Below are 25655 nucleotides of genomic sequence, written 5' to 3'. Positions count from 1 at the left end.
CAAATTACGCTGCGATGAACTCGTTCCACTTGCGGACCATGTAGTCGTTCTCGTCCATCACCGCGTTCCAGCAGGCGACGCCGCCCATGCGGTCCTCATAGGAGCCGCCGTCACGCACGGCGCCCGCCTTTTCGAGCAGCGAGCCGTCGGGTGCCTTGATGTCCTTCTCGGCCGGCTTGCCTTCCATCCAATACGCCCACTCGTAGGGCTCCATATGCGCCTTCGCGGTGGAGAGCACGGCGGAGTAATAGCCCTGGCGATTGAGATAGGCGCCGGCATAGCCTGATAGAAACCAGTTCACGAACTCATAGGCCCATTCGAGCTTCGCGCCCGAGACGCCCTTGGAGACGCAGAAGCCCGAGGCCCAGGAGCGATAGCCTTCCTTCAGCGGCTGGAAGGTGCAGGCAATGCCCATCGAGCGGACCTTGGTGACTGCCGGCGACCACATCGACTGGATCACGGTTTCCCCTGATGCCATCAGGTTGACGCTCTCGTTGAAGTCTTTCCAGAACGCGCGGAACTGGCCGGCTTTCTTGGCCTCGGTCATCACCTTCATGGTGAGATCGATCTCTTCCTTGGTCATGTTGCCCTTGTCGGCATATTTGTACTTGCCGGTGGCTTCCACGACCATTGCGGCGTCCATGATGCCGATCGAGGGGATGTTGAGGATCGAGGCCTTGCCCTTGAATTCGGGGTTGAGCAGCTCGGACCAGGAGCTGATCGGACGCTTGATCAGGTCGGGGCGGATGCCCAGCGTGTCGGCGTTGTAGACCGTCGGGATCAGCGTGACGAATTCAGTCGCCGACGTCGCGAACTTCTTGGAGTCCTTGCCTTCGAGATAGAGGACCTTCCAGGGCGCGGTGCCCTGGCCGCCGATCTTCTTGCCACCGGGCGTCTCGCCCTTGGTGAAGACAGGCGTGATGTTGTCGAACTGTTTGATCTTCCTGGCGTCGAGCGCAAGGATGTTGCCCGACGGCACGATCTTCTTCAGCGAGAAATATTCGGTGTCCAGCACGTCGAAGGAGTTCGGCTGGGTCATCACGCGCTTGGTGACGTCGTCGGTGGTCGCGGTGATGTATTCGATCTTGATGCCGGTGTCCTTCAGGCACTGCTTGGAGATGTCGTCGCCCTCGTTCACGGCGGTGCCGAGATAGCGCAGCACCTTGGTCTCGGCCGACTTCACATAGGGAAAGCCGGTGATGGCGCCGGAGCCGGCGGCAAGGCCGGCCAGACTGGCGGTGCCCTTGAGCAGCGTGCGGCGGCTGACGCCCTTTGTCCTGGTGGTCTCGCTCATGTCAGTCACTCCTCTGTTGCGCATTCCAGTGATCGATCGGCGCTATTGCAGGCGTTGCGCCTTGGCGGGATCCCAGGTGGCCAGCACGCGATCGCCCGGACGGAACGGGTGGACGTCGAAAGTGGCTTCGGGAACGTGGGAGAACAGGGCGGTGCCGTCGTCGAGCGTGAGCGAGACGGCGATGTAGGAGCCCTGGTACTCGGTCTGGACCAGCCGCGCCGGCGCGCCGAACACGCCGTCAGCGAACGGCGCGATGCCGAGCTGATCGGCCCGCACGGCGATCAGATTGCCGGCGTCGCTGAGCACGTTGTGGCCGCCGATGAAGCGCGCCACGAATTCGGTGCGGGGATGGTGGAAGATGTCGCGCGCGGTGCCCTGCTGCTCGATCCGGCCGTGGTTCATCACCACGATGTGGTCGGCGAGCGCCATCGCCTCTTCCTGGCCGTGGGTGACCTGGATGAAGCTGATGCCGAGCTCGCGCTGCAGCCGCTTCAATTCACCGCGCATCTTCACCCGCAGGAACGGATCGAGCGCGGAGAGGGGCTCGTCGAGCAGGAGGATCTGCGGCTCGGTGATCAGCGCGCGGGCGAGTGCGACTCGCTGCTGCTGGCCGCCGGAGAGCTGTGCCGGGAGACGGCCCGCATATTGGCTCATCGCGACCAGCTCGAGCAGTTCGCCGGCGCGCTTGTGCCGCGTCGGCTTGTCGACGCCGCGCATCTTCAGGGCGAAGGCGACGTTGTCGATCACGCTGAGATGCGGAAACAGCGCGTAGGACTGGAACATCATCGCGGTGCCGCGTTCGGCCGGCGGCAGGTCGGTGACGTTCTGCGCGCCGAGGATGATGTCGCCCCCGCTGACCGCCTCGTGGCCCGCGATCATCCGCAGGGTCGAGGTCTTGCCGCAGCCGGACGGGCCGAGCAGGCAGCAATAGGTGCCGGCCGGGATCTTCAAATTGACGGTGTCCACCGCCAGCGTCGTGTCGTAGCGCTTGGTGACGGCGACCAGTTCGAGAGCGGCGGGAGTGGCCATGGCGTGTCCGGGGAGGGGCGGTGCTTCCGGCCTCTCTCCGCAAGGTCCGTGCCAACCAGCTTCGGTCCGCCGATTTCTCAAAACTGTGCAGCGGAGTCAGATCGTTAGATGGAATCCGGTGCATCCGGGCTGCCCGCCGGCTGCACGGTCATTTGCACACAAAATAGGCGAAGATTGTATAAAGTTTCGCCTGTGATTGGATACAGGTCGTCGACTAACATTCGAAAGCGAACGTCGTCGACCGAGCCCTCTAGCCCAACTCTCGAACCAATGGCCGCTAAGACCCGCCCCAAATCCGACGCGCCAGACGCGAGCGATCGCGTCAGCCGCATCCGGGAGGGCGTGACCGCCGCGATCCTCGAGCATCGCCTGCTGCCGGGCACGAAGCTCGGCGAGGACGAGATCGGCGAGATCTACGGCGCGAGCCGCACCCTGGTCCGCACCGCGCTGCAGCAACTTGCGCATGAGGGCATCGTCAACATCGAGAAGAACCGCGGCGCGTTCGTCGCGCGCCCCACGCCCGCCGATGCCCGCGAGGTGTTCGAGGCGCGGCGCCTGATCGAGCCCACCATCGTCGATCATGCCATCGACGCGATGTCGCCGGCCTGGCTCGATCGTCTCCAGCAACATCTCACCGAGGAGCGCGAGGCCGAGCTGCGCGGCGACGCGCGCGCCTCGGTTCGGCTTTCCGGTGAGTTTCACAAGCTCGTCGCCGAGATGAGCGGCCACAGCATCTATATCGGCTTCCTCAAGGAGATGATCGCGCGCTCCTCGCTCATCATCCTGCTGTACCGCCGCCACGACACGCCCGCTTGCGGCACCGATCATCACGCCGGCATCGTCGCCGCGATCCGCAAGCGCGACAAGCAGGCTGCGCGCGCGCAGATGCTCTCGCATCTGACCGAGATCGAGGACGAGCTGTTCCTCAAGGACCCCGCCGCCGACGAGCTGCGGCTCGCGGACGTGCTGGGCGTCTGATCCGCATCGATCGCAAGCGCCGGGAATCGCCGCCGAGAGCTGCGATCCCGCGTCAGTGGCTGAGTTCGCGTTCTGCGGCGAGCTGCCCGTCGGGGGTGATCTCGTAGTCGCCGCCTCGCTTTGTCATCCATCCTGACCTGACCATCTCCCGTGCAAGCTGCACCGAGCAGATGGGATGGTTACCTCCCGGGTAATACAGCCTGTCATTTCGGACGAGCAAGTGACCGTACAGTTGGGCATGACGTAATGCCCTGCGCATCCCGGGTGATGGATCTTTCATGCCGGTTCAAGCGCGAGCGCGACGAAGGTTCCTAATCAGCGCCGGGACTTTCGATGGCGTTTGCGCTGCGCAGGGTGGGCAGGAACCCACATTCTGCCGCATCGTTGTTCTTTTCGAAGGAGCAGCGTCATGAACGTACGGGACGAGTACACGCGATCGCTCTGGATGGATGTTTCGGTCGCGGATGCCCCCGCGCTGTCGCGCACCGTGGCCGTGGACGTCGTTATCATCGGTTCTGGAATAGCCGGGCTGTCCGTGGCTTATGAACTGGCCTGCCATGGACGCTCCGTCGCGGTGCTCGATCGCGGCGGCATTGGTAGCGGGATGACGGCGCGCACCACGGCGCATCTGGCGACGGCGCTCGACGATGGCTACGGCGAATTGGTCAGGGTCCGCGGCCCAGATTGTGCGCGGCACTATTATCAGAGCGTCGAAGCCGCAATCGCCCGCGCCGAGGCCATTCAGCGCGATGAGCACATCGATTGTGATTTTCGGCGTGTCGACGGCTACTGGGTGCAGGCGCCCGAAACGCCCGCATCCGAGCTGGATACAGAATTGGATTGCTGTCGCAAGCTCGGGATTCCCGTCGAAAATTGCGCCGAGCCGACCGTATTCCATTCTGGAGGTCTGGTGCGCTCGTTGCGCTTTGCCCGCCAGGCGCGCCTGCACCCGACCAGATATCTTGCCGGACTGGCCGGCGCACTTCAGCGCCGCGGGGCGCAGCTCTACGCCGACACCTGCGTTGAGAGCATCCGTCAAGCGCGTGGCGACATGATCGTGACGACCGGCTCGGGCTACGAGGTCCGCGCCGCCGACGTGGTCGTCGCGACGAACTCGCCGGTCAATGTGCAGGTCGCGATCCATACCAAGCAGGCGCCTTACCGCACTTATGCGCTCGCCGCCAAAATCCCGGCCGGCGCGCTCAAGGATGCGCTGTATTGGGACACGCTCGATCCCTATCACTATGTCAGGCTTCAGCCGCTCTCTGCGGAGGAGGATCTCGTCATCATCGGCGGCGAAGATCACAAGTCCGGTGAAGCGGACGACGGCGCACAGCGCCTTGCCGCGCTCGAACGCTGGGCGCGCGAGCGATTGCCGGCGCTGCGCGGGGTCACTCACCGATGGTCAGGTCAGGTGCTGGAGCCGAGCGATTTCGTCGGCTTCATTGGCCGTAGCCCCGGCGAGGAGCATCTCTTCATCGTCAGTGGTGACTCCGGACAGGGCATCACGAACGGGCTGGTGGCGGGCATGCTGATTGCGGATCTCGTCATGACCGGGGCGAGCCCGTGGGAGGAAGTCTACGCCCCGGCACGCAAGATTCAGAAAAACATCGGCGAGTTCATCAGCGAGAACATCACGCCGCTGAAGAATTTCGCGGAGTATCTGACGGCGAGCGAGATCGCGGGCGTCGAACGTCTGCGCCCCGGGGAGGGGCGCCTCGTCCGGAGCGGCCTGAAGAAGATCGCGGCGTGCCGGGACCGGAACGGACATTTGCATCTGCATTCGGCAAGCTGCACCCATCTCGGCTGCGTCGTGCACTGGAATGCGCTCGAGCAATGTTGGGATTGCCCGTGTCACGGTTCGCAATTCGCCCCGGATGGCACCGCGCTCAACGGCCCTGCGGTGTCTCCGCTCGGCGACATCGACAAACCCGCCAATCTTGAAGCCGCAGAGTGAGGCGTGCAGTCCTTGCGGACGCGCTGGGCGCGTTCCCTGATTTCGCACAACGGCGATATCTGTTTGATTCAAATTGGAGCCGATCGCGGCGACCTCTCATCAATGTAGATGGCAGGACTGCATATTTGCCGCTGTGGTGGCCAGTTGACGGAGGCCAGACGTCGGCGTCAACTGGCGCCGAGACGTTGCGTGCCTGCCATCACCCCTCGCGTAGCCCTGCACCTCAGCGGAGGCCGGCCATGTCGGGTTTGAGGATGCCGGCCAGAGTGTCCGGAATCGCCACGCTGCTTGCGGCCGTTGCAATGATCCTCGGCAGCGCCTCCTCGGCGAAGGCCCAGCAGGACTCCGTCGTCCTGTTTCGCAACGTCCGGATATTCGACGGCAAGAGCGCCGCGCTGTCAGCCGCGTCCAACGTCCTCGTCAGAAATGGGAAGATCGAGAAGATTTCGACCGCGGACATCGCGGCCGCCGGTCAGGTGGTCGACGGCGGCGGCCGCGTGCTGATGCCGGGACTGATCGATGCGCATTGGCACGCGATGCTGGTGCGCCCGACGCCGATGGCCGCGCTTGCGGGCGATGTCGGCTACAACAACCTGCTCGCCGCCAGCGAGGCGACGGCCACGCTGATGCGCGGCTTCACCTCCGTGCGCGACATGGGCGGGCCGAGCTTCGGCCTGAAGCAGGCCATCGACGAGGACCTGGTCGCCGGCCCGCGCATCTATCCCTCCGGCGCCATGATCACCATCACCAGCGGGCACGGCGACTTCCGCCAGCTCTCCGATCTGCCGCGAACGATCGGCGGCATGCTGAGCCGCATGGAGCGGATCGGCGGCAGCATGGTGGCCGACAGTCCGGATGAGGTGCGTGTGCGTGCGCGCGAGCAGCTCATGCAGGGGGCCTCGCAGGTCAAGCTCACCGCAGGCGGCGGCGTTGCATCGCCCTTCAGTCCGCTCGACGTCTCCACCTTCACCGAGCCCGAGCTGCGCGCGGCGGTCGAAGCCGCCGACAATTGGGGCACCTATGTTGCTACGCACGCCTATACGCCGGTCGCGATCCAGCGCTCGGTCGCAGCCGGCGTCAGATGCATCGAGCATGGTCATCTCATGGACGAGCCGAGCGCCAAGCTGATTGCGGAGAAGGGGATCTGGTTGAGCACGCAACCGTTCCTGGATATCTCCGGTGCCGCCGCGCTCGGCCCCGCCGAGCAGGACAAGATGAAACAGGTGGTTGCCGGAACCGACCGCGTCTATGCGCTCGCGAAGAAGTACGGCATCAAGACCGCGTGGGGCACCGACGTCCTGTTCTCGCAGGCGCTGGCGGATCGACAGGGCGCCATGCTGGCCGCACTCACGCGCTGGTACACATCGGCCGAAGCGTTGGCGATGGCGACATCGGCCAATGCCGAATTGCTGAGCCTGTCGGGTCCGCGAAATCCCTATCCGGGCAAGCTCGGCGTGGTCGAGGAGGGCGCGTTCGCCGATCTCCTTCTGGTCGACGGCAATCCGCTCGACAACATCAAGCTCGTCGAAGATCCCGCGAAGAATTTTGTGGTGATCATGAAGGGCGGCAAGGTCTACAAGAACATCCTCGCACGCTGACAAGCGCGCGTGTCGATCACATCTTGCGCGCCTGCCAGACATGAGGTGGCGGGATCGCTCCTAGGGGCGATCCTCCGCAACCGGCCTGTTGCGCCGCGAACCGGCCGCGATCTCCGGAACCGCGGCAGGCCGCCCAGGGCTTGTCACAATTGCAGGCCTGTCATCGGGGGCATGGCTTCTCAGCGTCTCCAGAACCAGAAAGAATTTCTCGGCTAGCATGGGTCAAACTCGCTGGCGCGTTCATTTCGGTTTCGAGAGCAGCGAATTTCGCTCGTCGAATCGATCATTTGCTGCGCTCAGGGCAGTTTAGCTCGTATTGGCACGCCGGATTGTGACAAGCGTTGCCGGATTCCTGCGTCTGGCACGTCGTGTCGATGATCACGCACTGCTGCATAACGTGACTATTCCTCGCGGGCCGCTCCCGCTATATGCTGTCGCTCTGTCATTGAACTGTCATGTCACCGTAAATGCTGAAATCAGACGCAACCCCGGCTCGCAAAACCCCGAGTGCGCCGGACGGGAATCCTGTCCCGAAGGACAACAACAGGACGCAAGTCGTCGCCGGCTTCCTCAGGCAGATTGAACCGGCCGAGCCCGGCGCGGAACCTGCGATCGTCGAGGGCGCTGTGAGTGATCAGACGCCATCGCAAGATGCCCCGCCTGCTCCGGAACCAACTCGGTCGAGCCTTGCCGCGCACCCCGGCGAGATCGAGCTCAAGCTGCTCGTCGATGCCGATCGCATGGCGCATTTCAACGCCGCGCCGGTCATTGCGGCGAATGCGCGCAACAAGGGCTCGCGAAAACACCTCAAATCCGTCTACTATGATACGCCCGATCGGGCGCTTCGGCGCAACGGCCTGAGCCTGCGCGTTCGCCAGAGCGGCGCGCGCTTCGTGCAGACCGTGAAGACCGAAGTGGCGGACGATCCGCTGCGCCGCGGCGAATGGGAGGCGAGCGTGGCCTCGCTTGCGCCCGATCTCGCTCTGGCGATGCCGTTCATTCCAGAGAAGCTTCGCAGCCATCTCGAAGCGCAGCCGCTCGAAGCTATCTTCACCGCCGATGTCCATCGCCACGCGCGGATGATCGACCTGCCGTCCGGCACGGTCGAGATCGCCTTCGACCAGGGCGTGCTCACGGCGAGTGATCGATCGCTGCCGGTAAGCGAGATCGAGCTGGAGCTCAAGAGCGGCAGCGCGAGCACGATCTACGAGGTCGCGTTGCGGCTTGCGGAGCACGGCGCGGTGAAGCCGTCCATCCGCAGCAAGTCGGCGCGCGGCTTCGACCTTGCCGCAGGCGTGCCGCCCTCGGCACGACGCCCGCGAAAACTTCGCCTCGATCCGTCGGTGACGCTCGACGAAGCCTTCGCGACGATCCTGCGCTCCTGCTTCCTTCATCTGCTTCAGTCGCTGCCGGCGGCCGAGGATGGGCGCAATCCGGAAGGCGTGCATCAGCTGCGTGTCTCGCTGCGCCGGATTCGATCGGCGCTCGACCTGATGCGCTCGGTCGGCGCGCTCAGCAATCTCGACGCATTGAGGTCGGAAGCGCGCTGGCTGGCGCAAGACCTGTCCGCCGCACGCGACTGGGATGTGTTCCAGCTCGAGACCCTGCCGACGATCGCGAAGGCTTGCCCTTCGATCGCCGGCTTCGGTGCGCTCGGCCGGGCTGCGGCCGAGCGCCAGTCCGACGCCTATCGCAAGGCGCATCAGGCGCTCGACGATCGCCGCTGCGCCATGTTCCTGATCGGCCTCGGCAACTGGATCGAGACACGGGGCTGGCGCAACGACGTCGCCGCCGAAGATCTCGGCCGGCTCGCCGAGCCCGCCGTCAACTTCGCCCAGCGCATTCTGTCGGAGCAGCACGCCAAGGTGCTCAAGCGCGGCCGCCGCTTCAAGTCGCTCACGATGGACGAGCTGCACCGGGTGCGGCTCGCGACCAAACGGCTGCGTTATCTCAGCGAGTTCCTGTTGCCGCTGTTTGCGGATCGCAAGCCCGCGAGGAAATTTGCCCGCAGGCTCGCCGGTTTGCAGGAGGAGCTCGGCGCCTACAACGACATGGCGGTCACGGCTTCGCTGCTCGACGGGCTCGGAGCCGATCCCGACGGCGCCATCGCCGCCGCCGCGATCGCCGGCTGGCAGGCGCGTGCATCGATCGGCATCAAGCCGGCCTTGCAAGGCACCTGGCGCGATTTCACCGCCGCGCGCGTGCCTTGGTCCTCACAGGACTGATCACGCATCCCCCCAAAAAAGTTGCGGCCAGCCATTGGGGGATGGCTGGCCGCGCGCGAACCGGTCTGGGACGGGGAGGGGTGGGGATGTGACCGGGCCGCGTAACTCCTTGTCTCGTTCTCAATCTCTGGCGCTGGCGGTGGAGACCGCCGGCTTGGTATCGCCCAGCGAGACCCAGACGTTGGGATCGCTCTGCGACTGGCGCTTGACGAAGCGGTAGCCGGTTTCCGTCCAGGCAACGACGTTCTCGTTCTGATTGTCGAGAACGAACTCGCCCTTGTCGGTCTTCACCGTCAGCACCGCGTGTCCTTCGCCCTTCTTGTCGCGCACGACGGTGATCAGCAGGGCCTGGCGAGGCCATCCGGCATCGATCAGCATCTTGCGCTTCAACAACACGTAGTCTTCGCAGTCGCCGTAACCGTCGGTCGGCAGCGACCATTTCTCGATCACGCCCCAGTGCTCCTGGTCGGTCAAAGGCTTGACGGTCTCGTTGACCCAGCGATTGACCTTGACGAGGTCGCGCCATGCGGCCTGCGACATCACGATGTCGCGCGGCTGTGCCGGCGTGCCCTGGCACTGAGCGGTATTGTCCGCGCAGAACTCGACCCAGCCGATCGGCGCACGCGTGGTGTCACCGAGGCTTGCGTAAAGCAGACGGCTCTCGCCGGCCTGCGCTGCCGCGCTGATTCCGAAGAGCATGGCAGCCAGCGCCAGCCCTTTCCCCTGTCCCTTGAAGTCAAACATTGCGGCCCCCGTTTCTTGTTGGGACCACATTTCGCACGGAGCTTTTGAGTTGCCGCTAAGTCAACCAAGTCAAGTCGAGACGAATACAAGTAAAAGGCGCGGCGAATTCGATCTATACTTGAATCGAATTCTCATAAAATTTGAAACAACTGCAATTGATTCAAATTTTATCGATTAACGCGGAAACGCTGGCGGAACGGCCGTTTCCACTCCAAACGGGCCGCGCGTTAACCGGCGCGAGGTCGGCCATCACGCATGAAAAAGGCGGCGTCCGCATTGCGGAGGCCGCCTTCGGGGCTGAAAATACAGGGGTTTTGGCGTCCTTGCGCTTTACCGCGCGGTAACGCTCTCTTCGAGTGTCTCGATCGGCTGCGCGTGGACGAACTCCAGCGCGAAGCCGTCTTCGAGGTTTCGGACCACGCGGCCCTGGACCCGGCCGAGCATGACGGTCGATTTCAGCGGCGGCCGGTTCTCCGCGGCAATGGCGGCACCGGACAAGGAAAGGTCGATGATGCGGCAGGTCATCTTGGTGCCGTCCTCGAGCGTCAGCACCGCGATCGGGTTGCGCGGCACGATACGGTCGTGGCGGCGGTCCTCCGGCAGATTGAGGATGTCGCGGTTGGCGAGCCAGGTCAGCTGCGCCGCCAGCTTGTCGCGCTTTCGGGGCGTCGCTCCGATCGTCATGGCGAAGCCATTGTCGATGATGCGGGTGATCTTGCCCTCGACGCGGCCGATATGGTCGAGATAGGCGACGACGCGGTCGCCGACATTGCCGATGCCGGGGGCGAGCAGCGCCAGGCCGCCCGGCGACATGTTGATCACCTGGCAGGGGAATTCGCGGCGGTCCGGCAGCATGTAGCGGCCGAGCAGGTGCACCTTCACCCGCTGGAAACGCCGACGCTCTTCGGCGGCCGGAAGAAATTTTTTGTTCGCCAACGCCATTTTCAACACCCGACCCCCCGCCCGGGCGGAGTCCGGGACGACCCTAAGGTGCATAGGGTTAATGCCGCGTTAGGATCGGGCGCGGCGGAAACGGACAGACACAATGCGTTCGGAAAGCCACACCCGGAGGGGTGCTCACGCCGGCCTCGTCGCCCGCCGCTGCAGCAGGAGCAGCAGCGCCAGCAGCACCGCGGCGGACAGCCCGAGCGACCAGTGAATGCCGATCGCCGCGCCAAACAGCCCGACGGTGATGCCGCTGAACGCCCGCATCCCGAGCCCCGCCATATTATAAAGACCGACGACGCGGCCGCGAATGTCGTGCGGCGCATTCACCTGCACCAGGGCCTGCGCCATGGTGTTGAACGATAGCTCGAAGAAGCCGGCGAAGAACAGCAGCACGATCGCAACCGGATAGATCCGCACTGTGGCGAAGCCGAGCAGCGCCGCGCTCCAGAGCATCGCGAGCATGATCGCGGTGCGCGGCGTGCCCTTGAGCCGTCCCCAGGATTCCAGCGCGATAGCGGCGAGCACCGCGCCGGCCGCATCCGCCGCGAGCAGCACGCTGTAGGAGACGCCGGGATCGCCATGACCGAGATCGCCGGCATAGCCCGGCATCTGGGCGTGGTAGGCATTGCCGATCATGAAGGAGGTGAGGCCGGCAAGCCAGGTCATCGCCGTCAGGGTCGGCTGGGTGCCGATGGCGCGGATGGTCAGCACGATGTCGGCAAGGCCGCGCACGGCAAAGCGCCGCACCGCCACGCTGTTGTCGCGCACAGGCGCCCAGAACAGCCAGAGCAGCATCGGCAGATAGAACAGCGTGTTGAAGATGATGCCGTGCGAGGTGCCGAGCGTCAGCATGATGATTCCGCCGACGGCAGGCCCGACCAGGATGCCGAGATAGCGCGCCATCGCGTTCAGCCGCACCGCGCTCGGCAGGTCGGCGGGGCCGACGAGGTCGTAGAGCAGCAGTTGGTTCGGCGTCTGCCACAGCACGCCGGCGCAGCCGTGGATCACCAGCAGCAGCATCGCGTGCCACATCTGGATCGTGTCGGTGATGAAGAAGAAACCCCATCCGCTCGATGCCACGATGAACAGCAGCATGCCGCACTGGATGATGCGGCGCGGATCGAACCGGTCGGCAAGCCCGCCGACGGCGACCGAGAACAGCAGGAACGGCAGCCAATGCGACAGCACGGCAAAACCCGCCAGCGCCGGCGAATGGAATTTCTGGAACACCACCCAATAGCTGATCACATGCTCGATGTTGTCGGCCATCATCGCCAGCACATAGGCGGTGAACTGCAGCCGGTACGGCACCGACTTCATCGCCGCGAACGAGCCGGACGCAGCGACGGGATTTTGGGGGAGGGGGTTCAAGGGGGCACCTGGGTGGGGTTCAATTCGTCCCTACACGGTCGCAGGTATGCGCTCAAGACTTGGACGCTCACGAAGATCAGCCATGCACTGTCGCAGCACACTCAATCATCATCCCTGCGCAACCGCGAAGCGGTTGTCGCTGGAGGTGCGCGCTGTTGCGCGCCTCGAAGGATGAGCCGCAAGCTCCCGGAGCCATCCTTCGAAGGCTCCCCGCGGGGCGCTACGCGCCGCACGTCTCGCACCTCAGGATGACGGCTGAGGTTGTAGCAGCCCCGTAGCCCGCATGAGCGCAGCGATATCCGGAGCCGCTGATCCCGCATGTCGCTTCCGCCTTCGCTCTCCGAGCTAAGGCGGACAAGTCGCTCATGAGGGCCACGAATTCCTGCATCTTGGCACGCGCGTACATCTCACATACGCTTCGCCTCACCCCGCACCATCAATCATAACAAGCGGGCAGCGAGGAAACAGCTATGCAATCCATCCGCGTCTGCACCCATGCAGGGCCGGGCTCAGAGCCCGTCATTCGCACCGTGCCGTGGCCGAAGGTCGGCCGCAAGGCCGCGCTGATCAAGGTCGGCGCCTGCGGGGTCTGCGGCACTGATCTGCATATCCTCAAGGGACATTGGCCGAAGCCGCTGCCCTGGCCGTTTACGCTCGGCCACGAGCTCGGCGGTGTCATCGTCGAATGCGGCGAGGAGTTCACCGAGGACTTCATGAGCAAGCCGCTCAAGGTCGGATCAAAAGTGATGATCCCGCCGCTGATGCCCTGCGGCCATTGCTATTACTGCATCCATTATCCGCAGACCGCGAACAAATGCCTGACGCCAGTCTATTACGGCCGTTATCTCGGCTTCGACAAGGCGCCGCACATGTGGGGCGGCTGGGCCGAATATGTCTATGTCGATCTCGAGATGCTGCCGGGCACCAAGATCTACAAATTGCCCGACGACATGTCGCTGCGGCTCGGTGCTCTCTCCGAGCCGCTGACCTCCTGCATCCGCGCCTTCAACCGCGCCAGCCGCGCCGGTGGTTTTTCCTGGGGCGACACGGTGGTGATCCAGGGATCGGGCCCGATCGGCATTCTGGCGGTCGCGGCTGCGAAGGAGATGGGGGCAGGGCGCGTGATCTGCGTCGGTGCGCCCGAGGAGCCGCGGCTCAAGCTGGCGCGCGAGTTCGGCGCGGAGGCGACCGTGAACATCGAGGAGATCAGATCGCCGCAGGAGCGCATCGCGCGTGTGCGCGAGATCGTCGGCGGCTTCGGGGCTGATCTGGTGATGGACTGCTCGGGGCACCCCACCGCCGGCCCCGAAGGCATCGAGATGCTGCGCGACGGCGGCACCTATGTCGAGATGGGCCAGTTCACCGATGCCGGCTCGATCGACACCTCGTGGCACCGCATCTGCACCAAGGACCTCAACGTGCTCGGGTCCTGGGGTTTCACCGGCAATGACCTGCCGCTCGGCGTCGACATGCTCTATCGCACGGCGGGCAATTATCCCTGGCTGAAGATGCAGACGATCTATCCGTTCACGGAGGAAGGCGTCGCGCAGGCGGTGAAGGACGCCATGGCGATGAAGACGGTGAAGTCGACCATCGTGCCGTGGCCCGAATTGGTGGAATAGAAGATGCCGTCGATCCCGCACGATCTCGCGGCGTTCCTGGTCGAGGCCAAGCGGCGCACCTATGCCGGCCTCGACGACGACGCGACGGTGGCCGCACCGCTGCTCGCCGGCTCAAAACAGCTCGAGCATCGCGCACCGCCTTACGCCTATCGCGATATCTATTTCGGGATGGGATTTTCGTCGGGCAGGAGACCGTCTCCCGGGACGACCGCGTCATCTGGTCGATGAGTTACAGCGGTGGCGCCCGTGCCGAGATCACGGACCGGGACACTTTCCTCGCGATCTACAAATTCCTGCGTCGCGCGCTGCTGGGTGTGAGCGTCGAGCAGCCATACCGCGGACCGCGCCGGTTCGAACAGGCGGGGATGCTTTACCGCAACGAGGTCGAAGGCGCGCTCGATCGTTTCCATGGCGTCGAGACGATTGCGCGGCAGGATGGCACGCAGTTGTATGAGCTGCGCTATGGCGGCGGGCTGCTGAGATAGTCCTGCGAGCCTGTAGCCCGGATGGAGCGAAGCGCAATCCGGGGACACCGGCCCCGCATTCCGCTTCGCTTCATGCGGGCTACGAGCCGCAATTTGGAATAAGGGCCACGATGACAAACGAACAGACACCCGACCGAACCCCACGTGCCTCTTCCCCCTTCAACGCCATCCGCGCGATCGACTACACCGTCATCTTCGTGCGCGACATGGCGGCGATGCGCCGCTTCTATGAGGAGGTTCTCGCCTTCCCGCTGCTGCGCGAGCTGTCGCCGAACTGGATCGAGTATGGCCTCGGCAGCAACACGCTGGCGCTGGCGCGACCGAGCCGAACCGCCGCCGATGCGCCGACGCCGCCGGGCAGTGCTTCGCTGCAGCTGGCGTTCAAGGTCTCCGCGGCCGAGGTCGATGCATGCGCCGACGAACTCGTGCGGCAGGGCGTTGCGCTGGTGTCGCCGCCGACGAACCAGTCGTTCGGGCATCGCACGCTGTTCTTCCGCGATCCCGACGGCAATCTTCTGGAGGTCTATGCCGAGATTTAGCGGTTACCGTCCCGTCGCCCGAAAAGTTCCACCGGAAATCCCCGACTTATTCACGCCGCGGTGAAACTTAGGTCCAGGTTGCGGCTTTCAGTTCCCAGGAGAGCGATCGTGAAGCGAATCCTGAAACCCGTCACTTACGTTCTGGCTGCCATCTACTTCGTGGTGGATGCTGTCTTTATGGCCGTGGCGCGGCCAATAGCGCGCTGGATCGGACGGCATTTCGAATTCAGGCGTTTGCGCGCCTGGATCAGATCGCTGTCGCCTTATGCGTCGCTCGCTCTGTTCTCCGTGCCCGTCATCGTTCTGGAGCCGGTCAAGCCGGTCGCTGCTTATCTCACCGCAACCGGTCAGTTCCTGAGCGGCGCGGTAACGTTCATTGTCGGCGAATTGCTCAAGCTGGTGCTGGTCGAGCGCTTGTTTCATCTCACACGCGACAAGCTGATGCGAATTCGCGCCTTTGCCTGGGCTTACGGAAAATACGCCGGGGCGAAGGCGTGGCTGCAGGCGACCGAAGCCTGGCGCGCCATCCGGGCGCTGGCCCGTGCGGTCAAGGACGCTGTTGCGCGCGTGAGAGCCAGGCTGGTCGGCAGCTTCAGCGGACTGGCGGCCTCCAGGGATTAGACCGCGCAGGCGCGCTGCGCGCTATGCGAGCTTGCGCTTTGCTGCGGTTGCCTTGTCCCCGGTATTCGGCGTGCCGGTCGGCTCGATGAGCAGGAGATGAACCTCCTCGCGCGCCACCGGGCGATGCTCGACGCCTTTGGGCACGACGTAGAGTTCGCCCGGACCAAGCGTCACCGTGCGATCCCGCAACTCGATGTCCAGATTGCCCTTCAGGACCAGAAAGAAATCATCGGTGTCCTCGTGCCTGTGCCAGGTGAACTCGCCCTTCACCTTCACCACCATCACGTCGCAATCGTTGAAGGTCGTGACCGTGCGCGGCGACCAATGATCCTCAAAGGTCGCGAGCTTGTCGGCGAGCGATATGCTACCTGTCATGTTTTCTCCGTTGCTCTCTCGTGAGGCACGATTTGGGATCGCGGGGCGGGTGCGACAAGACCGTCCTCGTTGACCGGTCGATCTTGCCGTACCGATGCGGTCCGAGATCTCGCCGCAGCCGGCTATTTGACGCATCCGGTCAACATGGCCTGCGCCCATTCGGGGCGGTTGTTGGCCAGCGCGCACGCCGATGCGGCGTCCCAATCATATTCGAGGGCCAGCAGCTCGACCTGCCAGCCCCTCTTTTTCTTCGTGAGGATCGCATAGCGGGCGTGAGGCGAGCGGTGCTCCAGGTTTGCGGCAAACGGAATGTCCGCGAAGACGGGGCAACCAACGCTTCCCGGATTGAGAACCAGGCAGTCGCCCGGTCCCTGAACCGCGGCCTGGCGGTGGCTATGGCCACACAGCACCACGCGCGCCGTCGGCTCGCTTGCGAGGCGCGTCGCCAGCACCTCGCGGCGTGCCGGGACAAAGCGGCCGTCGTCGAGCGATTCTTCCAGCAGGCACGCCGTATCGTTGTCGGGCGTGCCGTGGCAGGCGAGGATCCCGTCGTCGAGACGAATTTGCGAGGGCAGGCCATGAAGCGCGCGTCGTTGCTCCGCAGTCAATGCGCGACGCGCAAACAGGCCTGCCGGCGAGAGTTTGTCGTCCGGAAACTCCTCGATCCAGCGGTCATGGTTTCCGCGCACGGTCGGCAACGCCAGCGATTGCAGGGCTTCGAAAGTCTCTTTCGGCCACAAAGGGCTGGTGACGCAGTCGCCGAGGTTCACGGTGCGATCGACGCCGCGCGCCTTGATGTCGGCCAGCACGGCCTCCAACGCAGCAAGATTGCCGTGGATGTCAGAAATGACTGCCAATCGCATCGTTGCGCTCCCCCTCTAACTCGGTTCGATCTCGGCCCATTTGCCTTGCCGCCGGACCCCGTTGCGCCGATGTTAATCAAGGTGGCCGCAAAAATCCGCTGCAACCTCTGAGGCGCGGCTCTTTTCGCGAAGCCATGCATCATTGGCATGGTGATTTCCGAACTCTTGGCGTAAAGAGCACCCAGATCAAATCCAGCGTGCGGCCGGGCCGTTTGCCGCGCACGCGAGCTCAGGCCCCTCGGCTCACCGTTTGCGCGCCTGAATTAACCAAGGTTCTCCATCCCGTGTCTTTTCCGGCCCTGACCCCGCCGCTCGCCCGCGCTTTGGCCGAGCGGAACTATGATTCACCGACCCCCGTTCAGCTCGCCGTGCTCGCGGACGAAGCCGCCGGCCGCGACCTCCTGGTTTCGGCCCAGACCGGCTCCGGCAAGACCCTCGCTTATGGCCTCGCCATGGCCAAGGATCTGCTCGGCGATGCCGAGCGGTTCGAGCGGGCGGCCGCGCCGCTCGCCCTGATCGTGGCGCCGACCCGCGAGCTCGCGATGCAGGTTCAGCGCGAACTCGCCTGGATCTACCAGCATGCGGAGACGCGCGTCGTCTCCTGCGTCGGCGGCATGGATCCGCGCCGCGAGCAGCGCGAGCTCGCCGCGGGCGCTCACATCGTCGTCGGTACGCCCGGCCGGCTGTGCGATCATTTGCGCCGCGGCCGTCTCGACATCTCGGAATTGAAAGCGGTCGTCCTCGACGAGGCCGACGAGATGCTCAATCTCGGCTTTCGCGAGGACATGGAGTTCATCCTCGAGACCACGCCGGAGACGCGCCGCACCCTGCTGTTCTCGGCGACCTTTCCGCGCGGCATCGTCGCGCTCGCCAAGCAATATCAGCAGCAGGCGTTCCGGATCGAAGTCGCCGGCGACGAAGGCGGTCATGCCGATATCGAGTACCGCGCCATCCGGATCGCACCCGCCGATGCCGAGCATGCGGTCGTCAACGTGCTGCGCTTCTACGAGGCGCCGAGCGCGCTGGTGTTTTGCAGCACGCGCGATCACGTCAGGCATTTGCAGGCGGCGCTCCTGGAGCGCGGATTTTCCGTCGTGGCTCTGTCGGGTGAATTGACGCAGAACGAACGGACCATGGCGTTGCAGTCGCTGCGTGACGGCCGCGCGCGCGTTTGCGTCGCCACCGACGTTGCCGCCCGCGGTATCGACCTGCCGAGCCTCGACCTCGTCATTCATGCCGACCTGCCCAACGACGCCGAGGTGATGCAGCACCGCTCGGGCCGAACCGGGCGCGCCGGACGCAAGGGGACCAGCGTCCTGCTGGTGCCGCCCGCCCGCCGGCGTCGCGCAGAGCTGCTGCTCAATCTCGCAGGTGTCGATGCCGACTGGGGCACGGCGCCGCAGGCGGACGAAATCCGCAAGCTCGACCATGAGCGCATGAAAGACGTGCTGTTCACCGAGGAGACGACGGCGGACGATCTGGTGCTGGCCCAGGCGCTGCTGGCCGAGCGGTCGGCCGAGGATATCGCAGCTGCCTTGGCGCGGCTTTATCGCGCGCGGCTGCCGTCGCCCGAGGACATCCTCGATCCCGGCGAGCGCAGCGGCCGGCCGCGCGATGATCGCGGTCGGGACAATGTTCGCACGCCGCGCGACGATGGCCGCACCTCACGCGGCGACGATCGCCCTGCGGGGCCGCGATCGAAATCAGGCAAATCCTCGCCGCGTCACGGCATGGGAGAGGCCAGCGTCTGGTTCCGCGCCAACATCGGACGACGCAAGAATGCGGAAGCGCGCTGGCTGCTGCCGATGATCTGCCGTCGCGGCGGCATCGACAAGGGCGATATCGGCGCCATCAAGATCATGGACACCACGACCGAGTTCGAGATTTCCGAGCGGGTCGCGGAGTCTTTCGCGGTCAAGATCAAGCGTCCGGACAAGGAAGACAATATCCGCCTCGAGCCGATGGCGGGCGCGCCGCAGCAACAGGCGCCTGCGGAGGAGCGGTCACACCCGCCCCGGCGCGAGAGCCGCGACAGCGATCATCGGGAACGTCGCGAGGATCGTCCACGCGACAAGAGTGAATTCAAGCCGCGCAGCAAGCCTCAGGGCGAGCGCGGGCCGAAATTCGACGATGCTCCGTCCTTCGGCAAGAAGAAGCACAAGAACAAGCCGGGTCACGCAGAGCCGTCGGTCACGCCGTGGCCCGCGAAGGGCGCGCCTGGAAAGAAGCCGAAGAAGAAAAAGCATCGCGGCTGAACCGGCACCGTTCAGCGCAGACGACAATGATGCCGCCGGGTTGCACCGGCGACATCATCTGAGAAGTCGGGTGTGAGCTCAGCGGCCACCGCCGCCACCACCACCACCGCCGCCGCCACCACCACCACCACCGCCGCCGGCATCGCGCATCGACGAGCTGTAGCGCGGGTCGGTCTGCTTCATGTAGGTCGGCGAGGTATCGCGGACGGGAATGACGCTGCTGCGGGAGCGGCCGGGGTTCGGCTGCTCGAAGACGATGCCACAGCCTTCGAAAAAGGCGAACTGGCAGCCATCGGTTCGGTGGGGCGCCGCGTTGGCGCTGGTCGCGGCGAACGCGCTCGTCGCAACGCATGCAATCAAGGCAATCTTCGACAACGTGAGCTTCATGGATATTCTCCAGCCTCGGTTCGGCGAGACCGGAACGGCTCGCACACACCTTCGACGGAGCGCCACCTGACCCGGTTCGAGGGCGCGGCTTCACGCCCGCGTGAGCCGGCCGGCCGGCGAGGGACATTACACCGCGGTAAGGTCGCGCAGCATGTACGTCGAGCCTTCGCCATAGGATGCCAGCTTTGCGCGCAGTGCCGCGTCCGCCGTGACGGGCCGAAAGCCGAGACGTTGCCACAGCGGCCGCGTGGCATAGACCGAGACCAGCGCGAGCGTTGCGATGCCTGACGCACGCGCCAACTGTTCAACATCAGCAACATAGGGGCGCACGACGCCGCCGCGAAAGTCGGGCAGGACCGCGACGTCATGGACGTAGAGGCAATCCGCATCGTCAGGCAGTCGTGCGAGCAAGCCGTCGAGCGGCGGGATCCGGTATTGCTTCCAGGGATGCGCGAGACCGTAGCCGGCGATCTTATCGCCCGCGACCAGCACGCGGCATCCGTCGGGATAGAGCCGCATCTTCTCCGCGAGCACCTCGAGGCTCTCAGGAAGAGCAGGATGAATTTGCGCCGCGATCGCGCTGATCGCGGGCAGGTCGGATGCGTGCGCGGGACGCCAATGCGGCTTGCTCATGTCTTTCCGTCTCGGTTGACCCAGTTTATTCCGCCGCGTCGGCGCGCGCAGCGAAAAATATCTTTGCCGCCGTTTCAGGAATACGACGCCGCGTGCGGCGTCCTACCCATGCAAGCCAATTGCATGACAGGAGATATCATGACGTCCCCGATCCGCCTCGCGCTCTCGCTGGCACTGTCGCTCGCGATCGTTCCCGCCGCCTTCGCCGCACCGCCGACCAAGACCGGCAAGACCGACAAGGGCAACGTGCTCACCGATGCCAAGGGCATGACGCTCTACACCTTCGACAAGGATGCGGACGGCAAGTCCGCCTGCAACGGTCCATGTGCGACCAACTGGCCGGTGCTGAAGGCCGAGGCGAGCGATGCGGCCGGTGACGGCTACACCATCATCGCGCGCGACGACGGCTCGAAGCAGTGGGCCTACAAGGGCAAGCCGCTCTACACCTTCGCCAAGGACCAGAAGCCCGGCGACGTCACCGGCGACGGCTTCTTGAACGGCGCCTGGCATCTGGCGATGCCGTAACGGCGCATCTATCTCGGATATTCGAGCTGCATCGCGACGAAGTCGGCCGTGCGCGAGCCGTAGCGCGCGTCGATGGCGGATAGCGTCTGGTCCAGCGCTCGCGCCGGCGGCAAACCGGCGGCGGCCGGCGGCGTCAGCTTTGCCGGCCAGTCGGCCGCGATCTTGTCCGGCAGGATGCGGAGACCGCCGCGGCTCGTCTGCGGCTCTGCCGTGGCAGCGAAGGTGAGGGCAACTGAGCGATAGGTGCGCGACCACGCATCGGCGATTAGCGCAAGCGAGACCTCGTCGATGCCTGGCGTCAGCGCGATTCCGAGTTGCTCGCGGTTCCAGAATGCGAGCGTGTTGGCGATCGCCGTCAGCGCGAACGGGCGTGTGAACTGGAACGCCGCGCTGCGATGGCGCGCGTTCCACTCCGCAAGACCGATGTCGCGGGCGACCGCTTCGGCCCTGGCGCGGCCGGCGATGGCCTCGACCAGGGTCAGGGCCATCGGCATGGACGCGGTGATGCCGGTCGTCGTCGCGACGCCGCGGTCGACCACCAGCCTGCGGTCCGCGACATAGCGGATCGCGGAATGCTTCTGCAGATCGCGCACCGAATACCAGTGCGTGGTGGCCTGCCGGCCGTCGAGCAGCCCGGTGTTGGCAACGACCTTGGCGCCGACGCAGACGCCGACGATGATCGCGCCCTTGCCGGCCTGGCTTCTGATCCACTGCAGGGCGACGGCATCGTCTTCGCGGCTCATCGCGGGCACGATCACGTAGTCGGCGCCGTCGGGATGCGCCGCGTCGAACTCGGCGATGGTCGCATGCGGCTGCACTTTCAGCGCGGGATAGAGCGTGACGGGTCCGGGCTGCGTCGCCAATGTGAGGACGTCGGCGACATCGGCGCGCGCGAGGATGCCGTAGGGCATCAGATAGTCTGTCGTCTCGGTCATGTCGTTGATGCCGACGATGGCGATCAGCGGGCGTTCGCGCTTCGGCGGCTTCAGCGCCGCAAGCGTCGCCTCGGTCTCGTCCCTGGAAATTGCGGGCGCGGCTCCCCGAGCCGGAGTGCCTGGCAGCAGGAACAGCCAGGTTCCGCCGATCGCCGCCAGCAGCGCCACGCAGCCGAGGCCGCTCAACGCCAGAACGCGCCATGTCATGATGATGTCACCCGAACCTCGTTGCTTCACGCGAGGCGGAAGCTAACCCTTGGCAACGACATCAGGAATGACGCAGATCCGGCAAAAACGGCCATCCGCGTGCGCGAGACTATCTCAGCCCCTCATACACCATCAGCCCGCGTGCGATCTGCAATTTGCGGATCGCGCGCGGCAGCAGCTTCTCCGGCTGGTGCAGATAGCGCCAGGAGGTGAGGGTGAAGGTTGAAAGCGCGCCGCATTCGTCGTCGAACGGCGCGAGCACGCCTGTCACGCTCACCGGCGTGTGCGGGCGGGCGTTGAAGGGCAGCAGCAACAGCTCGAGATAGGCCCTGCTGCCGTCCTCGCGCGCGGCCGTGATGCCGGCGATCGCACCTAACGTCTCGTCGGCGACGATGGTCGTGATCTCCTCGATCTCGCCGCGGCTCGCGGCCGTGAACAGCGCCGCAAAGCTCTGGTCCTTGAGGTCACACCCCGCGAGCGCACAGACGCGCGTGCCCGCGACGCGGAAGGGAAAGCCGAGATTGGGCTCGCAGGAGAGGACAAAAATGTCGCCGAGCAGGCCGCGGACCGCGGCCGGATCGATGTCGGCCCTGTCAGGGGCCCGTGCGGCGCCGCGCTTCTTGTCCCAATACGCGAAGAACGCGCGGCTCGACGGATGTTTCATGTCTGAACGCTTATCCCGGGGTGCAACCTCGAAGGGACAAAGCTGTCCCGCTTCAGTGCACCCGCGATCCCTTGTGATGTTGTGCAGGAGGGGATTTGCAGCGTCCATGCCGGGAGGGCGTTTTCGCCCTCGTTAAGGCAGTCTTTGCGTCGTTAACGTTAAATTAACTATGGCCTTTGCGCCTCACGCGTCGCTGCTATGGTGATCGCAGTCGCAAGCCTCGCCGCTTTCATCCAGGTTCTCGGCGGGGTCTGTACACAGGGCGTCAAACAGTTTGGTCACGGGCCGCGGGGAGGGGTGGGGATACACCTTCATTCCTCCGGTACCGGAAGGCCGACACGGACAGGCAGGGCTTCCCAGGGCCCTGCCTTTTCCTTTTGTGCACTTGCGCAAGGCCGGCAAAGGCGACTATCTCCAAACGGATCGTTCCGATCGCGCCTGAAAGCGAAGCTGCCTTGGATTCCCCGCACGATTCTCCGCCGCAGGATTCTCAGCCCGGCCTGCCGGCCGCCCATGAGGAGGCTCCGCGCGAGCCGGTCCTGACGCTGCCTGTGGCGCTGACCGCCTATATCGTCCTGCTGGCGGTGATCCATCTGCGGGTGCTGCTGCCGGCGGAGCTCGAGAACTGGACCATCGACGTCTTCGGATTCATCCCGAAGCGCTACGATTCCTCGCTGCTCAATCTGCAGATCCCGGGCGGGTCGGGCGCCAAGGTCTGGACGTTCGTCACCTATTCGCTGCTGCACGCCAATCTGACCCATCTCGGCTTCAACGTGCTCTGGCTCTTGCCGTTCGGCAGCGCGCTGGCGCGGCGCTTCGGCGCGGTCAGGTTCTTTCTGTTTCTGGCGGTGACGGCGGCGGCCGGCGCGCTCGCCCATCTCGTCACCCATGAGCACGCGGTGGCGCCGATGATCGGCGCCTCCGCCTCGGTGTCGGGCGCGATGGCAGCCGCGATCCGCTTCGCCTTCGTCCGCGGCAGCTTCCTGTCGTTCAACCGGTCGGACGCCGATACCGCAGCAAAGGTTCCGGCGCTGCCGCTGTCGCGCGCGCTGCGCGACGGGCGGGTGGTCGGCTTCCTCGCCGTGTGGTTCGGCGTCAACATCATCTTCGGCGTCGGTGCGATCGGCATCGATTCCGAAACCACGAGCGTGGCCTGGCAGGCGCATATCGGCGGCTTCTTCGCCGGCCTGCTGCTGTTCGCCCTGTTCGATCCCGTGCCGCGCGTGCGAAACGATGCTGCGGATGCGTCATCACAGGACGTTTCAGACCGTATTTGAAGCGGCGCTTGCGGCGCGGCCCGAATTCATCCATCATTTGCAGGAAGAATGTTCCGAAGCTGCAAGCCGCTAGCGGCGATGCTTCGCAAAGCGCCTGAGCCTGCAACCGGCGCCTAAACTGTTAGTTGAAGACTCGAAGAACAAGTCCGGACCGCCAAGTGGCGGACGGGTCCGATTCAGGGAGGCAACAATGACGGTACGTTCCATTCTCAACACCAAGGGCCACCAGATCATGAGCGTCGAGCCCGACGCGAAGCTGGCTGCCGCGGTCAAGTTGCTCGGTGAGAAGAAGATCGGCGCGGTGCTGGTGATGAACCAGAGCCGGCTCGAGGGCATCCTGTCGGAGCGCGACATCGTCCGCGTGCTCGGCGAGCGCGGCGCCGGCGCGCTGGAGGAGCCGGTCGCTCAGGTCATGACCCGCAAGGTGGTGACCTGCAAGGAGACCGACACAGTCGCTGAGCTCATGGAGATGATGACCTCGGGCAAGTTCCGCCATCTGCCCGTGATCGACAACGGCAAGGTGGTCGGCCTGATCTCGATCGGCGACATCGTCAAGCGCCGGGTCCAGGAATACGAGTCCGAGCAGGAAGCCCTGCGCGACTACATCAAGACGGCCTGATCAGGTCTGCTCGCCCGCCTTCGGCGCGGTGCCTTCGGGCGCCGGCGCCAGCACATGGATCGCCTCCTGGATCGACTCCAGCGCGCGCTCCGCGGCGCGGGTGCCATGAGCGATCAGGTCTTCGGAGCGGTGGAAGTCGAACCAGCCGAACTGGCCGACCCGCGGCGTGATCAACAGATCCGGCGGATCGCCGGCAAGGCGGGCGCGGGTGATGCGGTCCTGCATGATGTTGAAGGCATCCACCATCACCGAGGAGATGCCGGGCCGGCCATTGCCGCCAAAGAACTCGCGCTTCATCGTCCTCTCGGGCGAGAACAGGCGCGGGAAGCGCCGCTTGGCCGTCGGCTCCTCGGCCCCCGGAGCGACCGGCGTGGGCGGTGCGCCGTGCGAATAGATCGTCGTGGAATGGGTGAAGATGTCGCTGGAAAGATTTGCGGCGATGACGATTTCGGCGCCGAGCGCGCGGGCGGCCGAGACCGGCACCGGGTTCACCAGCGCGCCGTCGACCAGCCAGCGGTCGCCGATCAGGACGGGCGAGAAGATGCCGGGCAGGGCGTAGGATGCGCGCATCGCATCGACGACGCGGCCGCGAGTCAGCCAGATTTCGTGGCCTGTGCGGACCTCGGTCGCGACGCTTGCGAACTTGATGGGCAGGTCCTCGATCAGGGTCTGTCCGACCGCGTTCTCGAGGCGGGTCGCCAGCTTCTCGCCGCCGAGCAGGCCGGAGCCGTTGAGGCGGATGTCGAGATAGCCGAGGATGTTGCGCATCCCTTGCAGGCTGCGTCCCCACTCTTCGAACGTCTCGAGTCGGCCGGCCGCATGGAGGCCGCCGACCACGGCGCCGATGGAGGTGCCGACCACGACGTCGGGCACGATGCCGTTGGCGATCAAGGTCCTGAGGATTCCGATATGGGCAAAGCCGCGCGCCGCGCCGCCGCCGAGGGCAAGGCCGATGATCGGCCGACGGGTGGGGCCAAGGCCAATCTTCTCACCGTTCGAGCCGTTCCCACCACGACCCTTCAAGATATCAAGCACCGAAACTCTCCTACCCGGGCCAGCCCTCGACACCAGAGTAGGCACCGGACTTCCGCCGCACCAGAGCGAGGGCCAAGCATGGTTTATACCGTTCGGGAAGCAGGGGGCAGCAGTGTGGCGAGGGCTGGCTGCCGCTGGACTAATCACGCAGGCGTCAACCGGGTTCCATCAATCGGACCGGGCCCGTATTTCCTGGGGTTTCAGAGGCTTGAATTTGCCGCGTTTTCGGTGAAAAGCAGGGGGCATGACACGCGGGGGTGACGGCATCATCGGATGGCGGCGCAGCGGCAGGCTGCTGCCGGCGCTGATCCTTGCCGCGTGCCTCGTTACCTCAGGCCAAAACGCTGCGCAGGCGCAGCTTTTCTCCGATCGTCCGCCGCCGGTCCCGCCGGCTTCGGTGCCCGAGCCGGGCGGCGCCGTCAGCCTGGCGCCGCCCTCCGGGCCTGGCGCCGGCCCCCCGAGCCTGCCG

Annotated in this window: 25 protein-coding genes and 1 pseudogene; 14 read left to right on the top strand and 12 right to left on the bottom strand. The window is 65.1% G+C overall.

The window, feature by feature from the left end:
* Positions 1-4: 4 nt before the first annotated feature.
* Both XI03_RS23950 and XI03_RS23945 read right to left on the bottom strand, forming a co-directional pair.
* Positions 5-1294 carry an ABC transporter substrate-binding protein gene (locus XI03_RS23950; protein ID WP_026202682.1) on the bottom strand — a complete coding sequence of 430 codons (1290 nt, stop codon included), beginning with the start codon at positions 1292-1294 and terminating at the stop codon, positions 5-7.
* Positions 1295-1336: 42 nt separating this feature from the next.
* The gene (locus XI03_RS23945) at positions 1337-2323 is read right to left on the bottom strand and encodes an ABC transporter ATP-binding protein (protein WP_271593515.1); all 987 of its coding nucleotides are present in this window, start codon (positions 2321-2323) and stop codon (positions 1337-1339) included.
* 270 nt (positions 2324-2593) lie between these two features.
* On the opposite strand from XI03_RS23945, the gene XI03_RS23940 reads away from it, so the two are divergent.
* The 4 genes from XI03_RS23940 (at position 2594) to XI03_RS23925 (ending at position 9081) form a co-directional block, all read left to right on the top strand.
* Positions 2594-3301: a GntR family transcriptional regulator gene (locus XI03_RS23940; protein WP_271593514.1), complete on the top strand. Its 708-nt coding sequence runs from the start codon at positions 2594-2596 to the stop codon at positions 3299-3301.
* Between the two features lie 409 nt (positions 3302-3710).
* Positions 3711-5258 (top strand): FAD-dependent oxidoreductase, encoded by a 1548-nt coding sequence (locus tag XI03_RS23935; protein ID WP_028141144.1) that lies wholly within the window; start codon positions 3711-3713, stop codon positions 5256-5258.
* A gap of 239 nt (positions 5259-5497) precedes the next feature.
* Positions 5498-6856, top strand: a complete 1359-nt coding sequence (locus tag XI03_RS23930) for a metal-dependent hydrolase family protein (protein ID WP_271593513.1) — start codon at positions 5498-5500, stop codon at positions 6854-6856.
* A 467-nt stretch (positions 6857-7323) separates the two neighbouring features.
* Positions 7324-9081, top strand: coding sequence for a CYTH and CHAD domain-containing protein (locus XI03_RS23925; RefSeq protein ID WP_271593512.1), 1758 nt, complete (start codon positions 7324-7326; stop codon positions 9079-9081).
* A 120-nt stretch (positions 9082-9201) separates the two neighbouring features.
* Here XI03_RS23925 and XI03_RS23920 read toward each other — a convergent pair whose 3' ends face one another.
* The 3 genes from XI03_RS23920 to XI03_RS23910 form a co-directional block, all read right to left on the bottom strand.
* Positions 9202-9825 carry a transglutaminase-like cysteine peptidase gene (locus XI03_RS23920; protein ID WP_028141141.1) on the bottom strand — a complete coding sequence of 208 codons (624 nt, stop codon included), beginning with the start codon at positions 9823-9825 and terminating at the stop codon, positions 9202-9204.
* A gap of 330 nt (positions 9826-10155) precedes the next feature.
* Complete coding sequence (locus XI03_RS23915; RefSeq protein ID WP_026202686.1) at positions 10156-10767, bottom strand: PilZ domain-containing protein; 612 nt, start codon at positions 10765-10767, stop codon at positions 10156-10158.
* 135 nt (positions 10768-10902) lie between these two features.
* Positions 10903-12144, bottom strand: a complete 1242-nt coding sequence (locus tag XI03_RS23910; protein WP_271593511.1) for an MFS transporter — start codon at positions 12142-12144, stop codon at positions 10903-10905.
* Between the two features lie 470 nt (positions 12145-12614).
* On the opposite strand from XI03_RS23910, the gene XI03_RS23905 reads away from it, so the two are divergent.
* From XI03_RS23905 to XI03_RS23885, 5 genes are all read left to right on the top strand, one after another.
* Entirely contained in the window at positions 12615-13766 is a 1152-nt protein-coding gene (locus tag XI03_RS23905; protein ID WP_271593510.1) for a zinc-binding dehydrogenase, read from the top strand.
* A gap of 3 nt (positions 13767-13769) precedes the next feature.
* Positions 13770-13994: a hypothetical protein gene (locus tag XI03_RS23900; protein ID WP_271593509.1), complete on the top strand. Its 225-nt coding sequence runs from the start codon at positions 13770-13772 to the stop codon at positions 13992-13994.
* The gene (locus XI03_RS23895; RefSeq protein WP_271593508.1) at positions 13991-14251 is read left to right on the top strand and encodes a DUF5680 domain-containing protein; all 261 of its coding nucleotides are present in this window, start codon (positions 13991-13993) and stop codon (positions 14249-14251) included. The genes XI03_RS23900 and XI03_RS23895 overlap by 4 nt, the downstream gene beginning before the upstream one ends.
* Before the next feature lie 110 nt (positions 14252-14361).
* On the top strand, positions 14362-14790 hold the full coding sequence (locus tag XI03_RS23890) for a VOC family protein (protein WP_271593507.1): 429 nt from the start codon (positions 14362-14364) through the stop codon (positions 14788-14790).
* A 108-nt stretch (positions 14791-14898) separates the two neighbouring features.
* Complete coding sequence (locus XI03_RS23885) at positions 14899-15411, top strand: hypothetical protein (protein WP_271593506.1); 513 nt, start codon at positions 14899-14901, stop codon at positions 15409-15411.
* A 21-nt stretch (positions 15412-15432) separates the two neighbouring features.
* Here XI03_RS23885 and XI03_RS23880 read toward each other — a convergent pair whose 3' ends face one another.
* Together XI03_RS23880 and XI03_RS23875 are read right to left on the bottom strand one after the other, a co-directional pair.
* A complete protein-coding gene (locus tag XI03_RS23880; RefSeq protein ID WP_028141133.1) occupies positions 15433-15786 on the bottom strand; it encodes a cupin domain-containing protein in 354 nt (117 codons plus the stop codon).
* Positions 15787-15908: 122 nt separating this feature from the next.
* Positions 15909-16649, bottom strand: coding sequence for a metallophosphoesterase family protein (locus tag XI03_RS23875; protein ID WP_271593505.1), 741 nt, complete (start codon positions 16647-16649; stop codon positions 15909-15911).
* Between the two features lie 284 nt (positions 16650-16933).
* Here XI03_RS23875 and XI03_RS23870 point away from each other — a divergent pair, with 284 nt between their 5' ends.
* Complete coding sequence (locus tag XI03_RS23870; RefSeq protein WP_212428700.1) at positions 16934-18904, top strand: DEAD/DEAH box helicase; 1971 nt, start codon at positions 16934-16936, stop codon at positions 18902-18904.
* Between the two features lie 78 nt (positions 18905-18982).
* Here XI03_RS23870 and XI03_RS23865 read toward each other — a convergent pair whose 3' ends face one another.
* Together XI03_RS23865 and XI03_RS23860 are read right to left on the bottom strand one after the other, a co-directional pair.
* Positions 18983-19291, bottom strand: coding sequence for a hypothetical protein (locus XI03_RS23865; RefSeq protein ID WP_091967839.1), 309 nt, complete (start codon positions 19289-19291; stop codon positions 18983-18985).
* Positions 19292-19417: 126 nt separating this feature from the next.
* Entirely contained in the window at positions 19418-19924 is a 507-nt protein-coding gene (locus XI03_RS23860) for a GNAT family N-acetyltransferase (protein ID WP_271593504.1), read from the bottom strand.
* Positions 19925-20062: 138 nt separating this feature from the next.
* Between XI03_RS23860 and XI03_RS23855 the strand changes: the two genes are divergently transcribed.
* Positions 20063-20449: a COG4315 family predicted lipoprotein gene (locus XI03_RS23855; protein WP_271593503.1), complete on the top strand. Its 387-nt coding sequence runs from the start codon at positions 20063-20065 to the stop codon at positions 20447-20449.
* Positions 20450-20457: 8 nt separating this feature from the next.
* On the opposite strand, the gene XI03_RS23850 is transcribed toward XI03_RS23855, so the two are convergent.
* Together XI03_RS23850 and XI03_RS23845 are read right to left on the bottom strand one after the other, a co-directional pair.
* The gene (locus XI03_RS23850; RefSeq protein WP_271593502.1) at positions 20458-21591 is read right to left on the bottom strand and encodes a DJ-1/PfpI family protein; all 1134 of its coding nucleotides are present in this window, start codon (positions 21589-21591) and stop codon (positions 20458-20460) included.
* A 109-nt stretch (positions 21592-21700) separates the two neighbouring features.
* Positions 21701-22255 carry a PAS domain-containing protein gene (locus XI03_RS23845; protein WP_271593501.1) on the bottom strand — a complete coding sequence of 185 codons (555 nt, stop codon included), beginning with the start codon at positions 22253-22255 and terminating at the stop codon, positions 21701-21703.
* A gap of 455 nt (positions 22256-22710) precedes the next feature.
* Here XI03_RS23845 and XI03_RS23840 point away from each other — a divergent pair, with 455 nt between their 5' ends.
* Together XI03_RS23840 and XI03_RS23835 are read left to right on the top strand one after the other, a co-directional pair.
* Entirely contained in the window at positions 22711-23532 is an 822-nt protein-coding gene (locus XI03_RS23840) for a rhomboid family intramembrane serine protease (RefSeq protein WP_028141125.1), read from the top strand.
* 190 nt (positions 23533-23722) lie between these two features.
* Positions 23723-24151, top strand: coding sequence for a CBS domain-containing protein (locus tag XI03_RS23835; RefSeq protein WP_028141124.1), 429 nt, complete (start codon positions 23723-23725; stop codon positions 24149-24151).
* On the opposite strand, the gene XI03_RS23830 is transcribed toward XI03_RS23835, so the two are convergent.
* Positions 24152-25186: a patatin-like phospholipase family protein gene (locus tag XI03_RS23830; protein WP_028141123.1), complete on the bottom strand. Its 1035-nt coding sequence runs from the start codon at positions 25184-25186 to the stop codon at positions 24152-24154. It lies immediately after the preceding gene.
* 244 nt (positions 25187-25430) lie between these two features.
* On the opposite strand from XI03_RS23830, the pseudogene XI03_RS23825 reads away from it, so the two are divergent.
* Positions 25431-25655 (top strand): annotated as a pseudogene (locus XI03_RS23825) (hypothetical protein); the annotation flags it as partial.

Origin of the sequence: Bradyrhizobium sp. CCBAU 65884, from assembly GCF_028128835.1 — a bacterium.
In the GTDB taxonomy this organism is placed as follows: Bacteria; Pseudomonadota; Alphaproteobacteria; order Rhizobiales; family Xanthobacteraceae; genus Bradyrhizobium; species Bradyrhizobium ottawaense.
The sequence above is the reverse complement of the archived record's forward strand: the minus strand, read 5'-3'. Positions and strand labels throughout refer to the sequence as shown.